The sequence below is a fragment of the Cellvibrio sp. genome (assembly GCF_053579595.1).
Genome location: NZ_JBRFPI010000188.1, coordinates 1 through 8,589 on the forward strand (window position 1 = coordinate 1; position 8,589 = coordinate 8,589).

Annotated in this window: 9 protein-coding genes; 6 read left to right on the plus strand and 3 right to left on the minus strand. The window is 46.8% G+C overall.

The genetic code is table 11. The features are described 5' to 3' along the window. Positions 1 to 48: 48 nt before the first annotated feature. Positions 49 to 834, plus strand: coding sequence for an efflux RND transporter periplasmic adaptor subunit (locus tag ACWA6V_RS12480; RefSeq protein ID WP_449522797.1), 786 nt, complete (start codon positions 49 to 51; stop codon positions 832 to 834). Between the two features lie 54 nt (positions 835 to 888). Here ACWA6V_RS12480 and ACWA6V_RS12485 read toward each other — a convergent pair whose 3' ends face one another. Continuing rightward, on the minus strand, positions 889 to 1,620 hold the full coding sequence (locus ACWA6V_RS12485) for a helix-turn-helix domain-containing protein (RefSeq protein WP_449522798.1): 732 nt from the start codon (positions 1,618 to 1,620) through the stop codon (positions 889 to 891). Positions 1,621 to 1,788: 168 nt separating this feature from the next. On the opposite strand from ACWA6V_RS12485, the gene ACWA6V_RS12490 reads away from it, so the two are divergent. After that, the gene (locus ACWA6V_RS12490) at positions 1,789 to 2,151 is read left to right on the plus strand and encodes a hypothetical protein (RefSeq protein WP_449522799.1); all 363 of its coding nucleotides are present in this window, start codon (positions 1,789 to 1,791) and stop codon (positions 2,149 to 2,151) included. 103 nt (positions 2,152 to 2,254) lie between these two features. Then, a complete protein-coding gene (locus ACWA6V_RS12495; protein WP_449522800.1) occupies positions 2,255 to 3,055 on the plus strand; it encodes a DUF2145 domain-containing protein in 801 nt (266 codons plus the stop codon). An 83-nt stretch (positions 3,056 to 3,138) separates the two neighbouring features. Here ACWA6V_RS12495 and ACWA6V_RS12500 read toward each other — a convergent pair whose 3' ends face one another. Then, positions 3,139 to 3,900, minus strand: a complete 762-nt coding sequence (locus ACWA6V_RS12500) for a hypothetical protein (protein ID WP_449522801.1) — start codon at positions 3,898 to 3,900, stop codon at positions 3,139 to 3,141. Positions 3,901 to 4,135: 235 nt separating this feature from the next. Then, complete coding sequence (locus ACWA6V_RS12505; RefSeq protein WP_449522802.1) at positions 4,136 to 6,202, minus strand: beta-propeller domain-containing protein; 2,067 nt, start codon at positions 6,200 to 6,202, stop codon at positions 4,136 to 4,138. A 225-nt stretch (positions 6,203 to 6,427) separates the two neighbouring features. Between ACWA6V_RS12505 and ACWA6V_RS12510 the strand changes: the two genes are divergently transcribed. The 3 genes from ACWA6V_RS12510 to ACWA6V_RS12520 form a co-directional block, all read left to right on the plus strand. Then, positions 6,428 to 7,342 (plus strand): MipA/OmpV family protein, encoded by a 915-nt coding sequence (locus ACWA6V_RS12510; protein WP_449522803.1) that lies wholly within the window; start codon positions 6,428 to 6,430, stop codon positions 7,340 to 7,342. A gap of 124 nt (positions 7,343 to 7,466) precedes the next feature. Further along, positions 7,467 to 7,787, plus strand: a complete 321-nt coding sequence (locus tag ACWA6V_RS12515) for a DUF3019 domain-containing protein (RefSeq protein WP_449522804.1) — start codon at positions 7,467 to 7,469, stop codon at positions 7,785 to 7,787. A 45-nt stretch (positions 7,788 to 7,832) separates the two neighbouring features. Continuing rightward, positions 7,833 to 8,589, plus strand: a 757-nt coding sequence (locus ACWA6V_RS12520) for a hypothetical protein (protein WP_449522805.1), incomplete at its 3' end; no start/stop codon positions are given.

Consider the following 8,589-nt stretch of genomic DNA (forward strand, 5'->3'; position numbering starts at 1 on the left):
GTGTTGAAGAAATAAAGCCGGCAAGTATAACGATATCTGGCGCCCAATATGGTGATGTTGAACCAGGCGGAATCGCAATTGGAAACTGCCAGGATCAATTTGCAAAATGCGACCGACGAATTTGAGCGGCAGAAAAAACTGTTCGCCGACAAATTAATTTCTACTTCGGAGTACAACAAGTTTTTGCTCAATTACGATTTACAACGAGAAGCAGTGACTTCGGCCGAAAATAATTTGCTGTTGATGAAATCGGGCGCCACCAAAAAATCCGATAAGGTCTCCAACATGATTCCGGCTACGGTAACCGGCATGATTTTGGATCTGCCTTTTAAAGAGGGTGCGTTTATTGTAGAGACGAGTTCGTTTGGTGCGGGTACTACTATCGCTACCCTCGCCGATATGAACGATATGATTTTTGAAGGTATGGTGGATGAATCGGAAGTGGGCAAAATCCGTGAAGGTATGGAGCTTGTGCTGGACGTGGGCGCACTGGAAGGTGAACCCTTTACCGCAATTCTCGAATACATCTCGCCCAAGGGTGTAACTGACCAAGGCACTATTAAATTCCAGATCCGCGCCGCTGTAAAACTGAGTGACAAATTATTCCTGCGCTCCAACTACAGCGCCAATGCCGATATCGTATTGGATAAGAAGGAAAACGTTGTAGCGATTAACGAAGGCAACTTAATTGTGGAAGAAAAAGCCCAGTTTGTTGAGATAGAAACCGGCCCACAAAAATTTGAAAAGCGTGAAGTTAAAACCGGTATTTCCGATGGTATAAATATTGAAATTCTGGAAGGCTTGAAAGAGGGCGATAAGATCAAGCATCGTTAATAAGCAATAGCTACTAGAGCCATGGTTAACATGGCTTTAGTATTTTCCTAATACTTATCTCTTCATCGCCTCAAACATTTTCAACTCCCAAGGGCGCATCGCTAGCAGTAAACCCAAATGTTGGCGTTTATCCAGCGGCAGTTTTGCATCGGCCTGATTCAAAGCGGCCGCCTCCTGAGTAATTTGATTCAAACGATTTTTTATAATTGCCGCTGAAGCCGCCGAATAGCTGCCGCGCATATAGAAACGAAAAGCCTGTTCCTGGCTAAAATCTCCCTCCATAAATTCCACAATCACATCGCGGCTCATAAACTGTTCCAGTGGTCCGCCGGGAATCCAGCGAAAATCCTGTGCAATCAGCAATTTGTATTTATTGCCGGGCAAGAGCTGTAACATTTTTAACTTGTCGAGCCGCGCCAGCAGACGGATGCATTCGTGTTCAGTGATTTGGTAGTGGCTGATCATGTCGCTGAATGACCAGCCATCACGGGCGCACACTGCCACTAGCAACAATTTTTTATCGCCGATTAATTCTTCTTCTTGCTCCTGTGTCAATTGCGTAAGGCGGTGTTCTTTTTGGGTATTTAATAAGAATAAATCCGAGAGGCTCAATTCTAATAGCCCACAAATTTGTTCCAGCCGCTCTAGCGTAAAACTCTGGCTGGAAAAAATGCGTTTGATATTGGCTTCACTTAAATCCAGCGCCTGGGCTAAATCCTTGTAAGTGATATTGCGTGCTTTGAGCAATTGTTTGAGGGTATCGCACAGGGTTGTAATTTGGCTCACAGTAGCGGATTCCTATACTTTTGGTTTCGCAGCAGTCTACCTTAACCAGAAAAATTTACACCAGAGTCCGCGCTCGCCATAGTGCGTACATCGCCGGTCAACGTCACTCGATTAAACAGATTGGTATGAGCCAAGGCGATAATCCCTCAACGAGTAAAGGAATTTTCTATGAAACAGTTTCACAAATTACTGGGCCTTGGAGCACTGACCTTAATGTTGAGCCACGCGGTGTGGGCAGCGGACAGTATCGGCAATGCAGCCGCTTCAGTTAAACATTCTGGTAAGGCGATTAAGCACGGCGCGGTTGCATCGGGGCAATTGGTCAGCGGTGCAGTGGCTGTGCCGCTGGTGGTAGTGGGTGAGTTGGGTAAAGCGAGCGGTAAAGCCGGTGAGGCGTTAATGGATGTCGCAACAGATAAACAACCACTGGAAATCAGCGATGCAAATATCACCGCCGAACCAGCGCCCGCAGTAGTGATGGCGGATGCACACAACAAGTCTGCCAATATTGATAGCCAAAAGTTGCGTTGATGTGCCGCGTAATGCTGTCTGGATTCCAATGATGGAGACGGAGCGCAAGGATGCGCTTTAACAAAGCGTTTTAAAAAATCACCTATTTTCGAGAAATCAGATTATGAAAATTTATCGACTGATTGCGGTGCTAATGCTGTTTGCATTTAGCGATAAATTATTTGCCGGCAGTACGGCAAAAGGCGACGCTCAATTTCCACCGGAAGCCATCACCAGTTTTGCAAAACAAGTAGAGAAATACGCAGCAGCCCAAGGCGCAAGAGTATTTATTATTGCTCGCGTCGGGCGACCACCGGAAGACTTGCCCAGGGGCGTAACCTTTACCCACACCGCAATCGCCATTTACTCCAGCATCACTTTGCCTGACGGCAAAATAGTAAAAGGTTATGCGATTCACAACCTCTACCAAAATGACAAAAAGCTCGACCGCAGTGATTTAGTGACTGATTATCCGGTTGATTTCTTTTGGGGTGCACATCAACTGCGCGCAGGCATTATTATTCCCACACCGGAGTTACAGCAGCGTTTATTGCAAGCTTATGCAACCGGTGTGGATAAAAGGGTACATCGCCCAGCCTATTCGATACTGGCCAATCCCTTTAATGACCGCTACCAAAATTGCACCGAATATACCCTGGATGTGATCAATGCAGCTATTTACCAGACGACTGACTACCAACAAATCAAAGCCAACACCAAAGCCCATTTCAAAGCCCATCCAATTAAGGTCAGCGGGTTGAAATTATTAGTGGGCAGTATATTGATGGAGGACGTAAAAACTCGGGATCATTCCGGCAAAGTTGTCACCGCCACCTTTGATACGATTGGCGATTATCTGGTAGATAATCGTTTGCTTGAGCGTGCAGTTATTGTTGAACAGGGTGGAAGTGTGACGTCAATTTGATAGCGGGATAAACAGTTCACCTAAAACGAAAAGAGCCGCAAACGCGGCTCTTTTTATTTTCAGTGGGTGTTTGAAAGCAGAAATTATTTTTTAGTTGCTGCGACTTCCAGCTCCATAAAATAAATTGTGGTAGTGCCTTCAAAACCGGAATCAGTACCCATCAGTATCCAAAGGCTACCTTTGTCATCAGTGACTGCAGAGTAAGCGCCTTTTTCGGTAATCAGGGTTTTCTTTAAATAGGTGGTTACCACGTCGGTTGCGCTGCATTCCTGGCTGTTGGCAAAATCCCCGGCGATAATTGCATCGCTACCACCGGCTGCCTGGTTGCCTTTATCCCAATTCAGCAATAAAAACCCGGTGCCGTCGTTGACTGCTTTAGGTTCATTTTTTGTCGCGCCGACTTTAATCCACACACTATTGCCCGGTGAGCCACCAATACCGACGCAATTATTTTGCGCGTTAGTGCCAAAGGTTACTTTAAAACGAAAATCGTAACGGGTGTTAGGTTCAAGCCCATCCACTTGCTTGGTAATAAACATAAACAAATCGTCGCTGTGGTTATTGCCAGTGACTTTAAAACCTTTGCGCGTAGTCGTTAACGCGGCCGGCAAATTAGCGTGGCCAAAACCCAATTCGTAAAATACTTCTTCGCCTGCGGGGTAGTCTGCAAAACCCGCTTTCCAACCGGTAATACCTTCGTTGAAGTCGATATGTAACATCTTGGTATTCGGGTCTGCTTTGATGTCGTCGTTATCGCTGCCACAGGCGCTGAGTAAGCCGAGCAAGGGAAGAACAAGAAGGGATTTTTTGAATAACGAACTGTTGATCAAGGAATATATTTGCATCGCGGTACTCCGAGTGGCGTGTAGGTGAATCAATTGATTGAACTCGGTTAATTGTGAGTCTTAGTTTTGCCAGTGTATGTGGGAGATATGTAGTAGGACGTAAAAAAATGTAACTAGCCATGTTTAACAAGGATATTGCTACCTTTGCGGAGGGGATAATTTATTGCCAAACAAAAAACCCCAGTCGTTGTAAAAACAAGCTGGGGTTTTCGCAATTACTTTTTTACTTCTGAATCTACTTTTTCCAAGGCCCAGCGATCACCTTGGGCCCATGCACATAAAATAATGCATCGCCGTGGAGAATGCCGCGGTCATTGCCGCTCCAGAGCGGATACTCCTGATTGTCGCTACTCTCGCCGATGACAACACCGACATGGTCAAGCGATAATTTTCCGTTGGCTAATCCATTCACTTCAAATTGGTAGAGGCTGCTATTTACCCAGCGGCTGGTTACGAACTCTTCGGTTTTTACTTCATCGTATAAAGTAACTGGCAATGTAATGCGCAGTTGATCGCTGCTCGCGTTCAGGAAGGAGAGGGCGCGGTGGTCATAAAGTGCGTCGCTCCAACTGTAGGCGCTGCCGAATACATATTTGCTGACTTCGGTCGGCTTGGCGGGGTCGCGGATATCATAGAGCGATACTTTTACACCGGTGGCAATGCCATCACTGGTGGCTTCATTGCCGAGGGCAAATAAATAATTGTCGCCAATCGGATGCAAGTAAGTGGAGAAACCGGGGACTTCCAATTGGCCCGCAATTTTAGGATCTAAGGGATTGGCGAGATCAATCACGTAAAGTGGATCTTTGCGTTCGAAGGTAACGACGTAAGCTTTGTTGCCATTAAAGCGCACACCAAAAATATCTTCGCGCGGTTTGCCGATAGCTTCCGGATGGGCTTTATTGGGCAATTGTGCGACCACTTCCAATTCGCTGCGGCCATTCACTTTTTGCAAAACATTTAACTGGTGTGTTGGCTCACCCGTTTCACCATAGTTAGTGGTGATCATACGCAGAATGCCATTGTGTTCATCCATGCGGAAGGAAGGTGAACCCCAACCCAGTACGCCTTCAACTGAACCGGTTGCGGAATAATCGACACCGGATGTGTTGAGTGCGAAACGGTGCACTACGCTAAAACTTTGCCAATTTTCCCAGCGACTGTAATCAGAGCCGACTAGATAAATACTTTCCGTTGATGCATAAACGGTTTCTACATTGCCATTCACGCATACAGATTCAATTAATTGCTGAGAACTTAAATTGATCGCAGTGATATTGATCAGGCTTAAATGGCCGTCGTTTTTTTCGGTGCTGGCGGGGATCATGCACCCGTTGGCGCTATTGAGCGGTGTTGGGCTGCCACCGTTGATGGAATATTCCGGTAATAATTTTTCAATTTGGGTTGCAGTGATTAATTTTTCATTGGCAATTTTTGCCTCTGTGGTTTCAGCGGCGTAATCGAGTGTGGGAATGCTGGGCACAAAACTGCTGATCACATAAAGCGTATTGCCAATTTTGCGTGTGCCGAGTAAATCGCCATCAATCGATAGTGACCAGGATTTTGCCGGAGTTGCGGGTGTGCGGACATCGAACAAGGTGATCTCAATGCCGTTATCCATTTGATAGGGCCAGATGGAGGCGGTGCGCGCTTTATCGGCTTCATCCACCACCAGTGGTTTGCCATCGGTGCCAACATCGTTGACGACTTTGTCGGTAAATGCGATGAAATCCCAGGAGCGGCGAATTGTCGCCAAGCCCGTGGTGCCTTGCGCACTATTGACCAAATACATTTCCGATACGCTGCCCCAGTGTTCGGTGTCGAGCGGGGTATCGCTCACCTCGCTCACACTGGCGTTGGCAGGATTGGTAGCGAGAATTTTCAAACTGGCTTTTGCACCCGCATCGGTATATTCCGTTGGGGTCGCGAGATAAATATAGTTGCCGTCGTACTTCACGCCGTCGGCTTCATCAACATTGGCGACTTGCACATTGGTTCCGGAAAAGTCGCCGCCACCGGATTTGTTATCCGCCGCATTGTTGGTGACTGCGGTTTCGCGAATCATCATGCCGTAGCTCTGGTTCTGGCTGAGCGATACGCGCAGGCCGTTTTTTACTAGCGCCGACAATTCACTGGCCGAAGCCTGACGCAGCGGGCCGGGTTCAAGTTGGCTTTCGGAGAGAGCGGAATAATCGGTATTGACCGGTGGTTCCTTTTGGATATTGTGTTGTCCGCTATTGGAACCGCCGCCGCAGGCAACCAGCGGCAGGCTGAGCAGGACTAATTTGACCATAGGTTTCATACAGTAACTCCTTTAACATTAGATTTATGATTTTTGTCTGGACTTACAGCGTGCTGGTATCCTAAGTAGCCTTGATGGCGGAATCTGTAATGGATGTGAACGAATTTGTTATAAATTGTAATAGGTGTCCTGGTTACCGGAATTATCTACAATTCATTACAACAGCTATCGCCAAAGCCCGTTATAAATAACTTTTGTGATAATCAACTTTTCCCTAGCTCGCCTATGACGTTGTTTCAATACCTGTTTCGCACAGCCGCTGCCGCACTTGTCCCTGCCTTGTTTGTTGGCAGTGCGTTCGCCTGTGAGCCGGAAACTGAAGACTGCGTTGAGGTCGGCAAATGGGAATTGAGCTTGGGAGTGGGTGCCGGTGTGCGCACTAATCCGCTGGAGGCGACACCCGATATTCCACTGGTGTTGATTCCGCAAGTAAATTACAAGGGCGAACGGTTTTTTATCCAGAATCTCGATTTTGGATTTATCCTCTGGGAGAGTAAAACCCAGCAGCTCAATTTATTGGCAACTCCAAGCTATGACCAGGTGTATTTCCATCGCTGGAGCCCGAGCAATTTTTTTATCGATTCAAAGGGCTTTGCCACGACTGGCAAAGGCAGCACTGATGATGAAAATCTTCCAGTGATTGATGCAGGTGGCGATAAAGAACTGATTGCCCCCCGTTTTGAAGATGTGCAAACGCGCCAATTACGCAACCGCCGCATGGCCGGTTTGGGTGGATTTGAATACAGCGTTACTACTGCATTGGTCGATTTGCAGTTGCAGTATGTGACTGACTTTACCGGCGTTCACGACGGCGATGAAGTGCGTGTAACCCTTACTAAATATTGGTCAACTGGCCGCCACCAGATTTCTGCTTCCGTTGGCGCCATCTGGCAGAGTAATGAAGTCATCAATTATTACTACGGTGTTACCGAGCCTGAAGCTGACCTGCGCGGTACATATCACGCCGATGCCGCCCTGACGCCAGTTGCACGTTTGGATTGGAACTATCAACTGACCGAACGCTGGGATTTGCGTTTCTTGGCCAACTATCGCCAGTTACCCGATGAAATCTCAGCCAGTCCACTTATAAATGACAATAAAGTGATCACTGTTTTCATTGGGGGGGTGTACCATTTCTGATGGGAACCTGCTGAGCGCACGCGCTATAACACCTCTGACAGCATCCCTTTTTCTGACAGTCTTACTGCCGGGAAGCTATGCACTCGCCGATGATTTATCGCAGGCGAGTTCATCATCATTACCATTGATCCAGTTTTCAATTAAACCGCGCCTGTGTGTATTAAACGCAGGCGAAGAAATGTGCCGCGACGAATTGGAAGTAAAATGGTTATCGGCGCAGGCGCGCTCACTGTGCTTATACCAAACCGATAAAACCGAACCCTTGCGCTGTTGGCAAGACGCGACCGAGGGTGAATACCAATTTGAATTGACGGCGAGTGTCAGCACCGATTTTCAATTGCGTGAATTGGACAGCAGTACCTCGTTGAGCGACCAGCGTTTTCAGGTTGTGTACAACGAAAAAAAATACCGCAAAGCCAGGCGTAATCCCTGGAGCTTTTTTTAGCAATCACGCCTGATAACCCACGGACTTTTTAATAGGGTGTTAACCATGCTGCAAACGCTTATCAAAAAAATACTACTTTGCTTTCTCTGTATATCCACTCCGGCTTTTGCCCAAACTGCGCTGTTCCATATGCAAGGTGAATCGGGCGATAGGGAAATGTATTTTGCCGATTTCCGGGTAGTTTCAGATCGTACGCCGATGAATATGATCTTTGGACCGATCAGTGTAAAAGAGTTGGACGTAACGGCTGTGTATGAAAGTGAAGCTAAACCTGAATATGTCCTAATGCGTTTGCAGTTTGAGTGTATGGTTAAGCATACGTTTGACGGGAAAAATATCCCCAAACAGCCTGGCTTTAATGATCCCGTGACTATGCGCATGGCAGAAAATAGTTACATGTTGCGCCGATCAGATTTAAAAAGCCAAGCGGTTCCCAGTAGTGAATGGAAGAAAGCAAATTCACCCATGCTGTTGAAAGCTGCAAAAATCGCCTGCAATGATGATGTTATGCACAGCGCAGTTAAGGCGGCGTTAAATAAAAGGACAGAACAATTTGAAATGGAAAAATTCAACAAAAAAATAAATAAAATTGGGCTGCCGTCGGATTTTTATATGGTCAGTTACTCGACCCCACCTGAATTCCTGGACTTCGCATGGCAGGTAGCTTGGTGGCCAAACAAGCGTCCTGATCCAACGGGCAAATGGTCAAGTTATCCCACCAAAAAAGAATGGGCTGAGTACCAGAAAAAAATGGCGGAATTCGAAGGTAGTATCCAATCAGCACCGCAGACTATCAAAGAGA

Bases quoted from the DNA above. Each gene is read 5' to 3' on its own strand.
- ACWA6V_RS12480 (WP_449522797.1), top strand. From the start codon at position 49: ATGGTGATGTTGAACCAGGCGGAATCGCAATTGGAAACTGCCAGGATC.
- ACWA6V_RS12490 (WP_449522799.1), top strand. From the start codon at position 1,789: ATGAAACAGTTTCACAAATTACTGGGCCTTGGAGCACTGACCTTAATG.
- ACWA6V_RS12495 (WP_449522800.1), top strand. From the start codon at position 2,255: ATGAAAATTTATCGACTGATTGCGGTGCTAATGCTGTTTGCATTTAGC.
- ACWA6V_RS12500 (WP_449522801.1), bottom strand. From the start codon at position 3,900: ATGCAAATATATTCCTTGATCAACAGTTCGTTATTCAAAAAATCCCTT.
- ACWA6V_RS12505 (WP_449522802.1), bottom strand. From the start codon at position 6,202: ATGAAACCTATGGTCAAATTAGTCCTGCTCAGCCTGCCGCTGGTTGCC.
- ACWA6V_RS12510 (WP_449522803.1), top strand. From the start codon at position 6,428: ATGACGTTGTTTCAATACCTGTTTCGCACAGCCGCTGCCGCACTTGTC.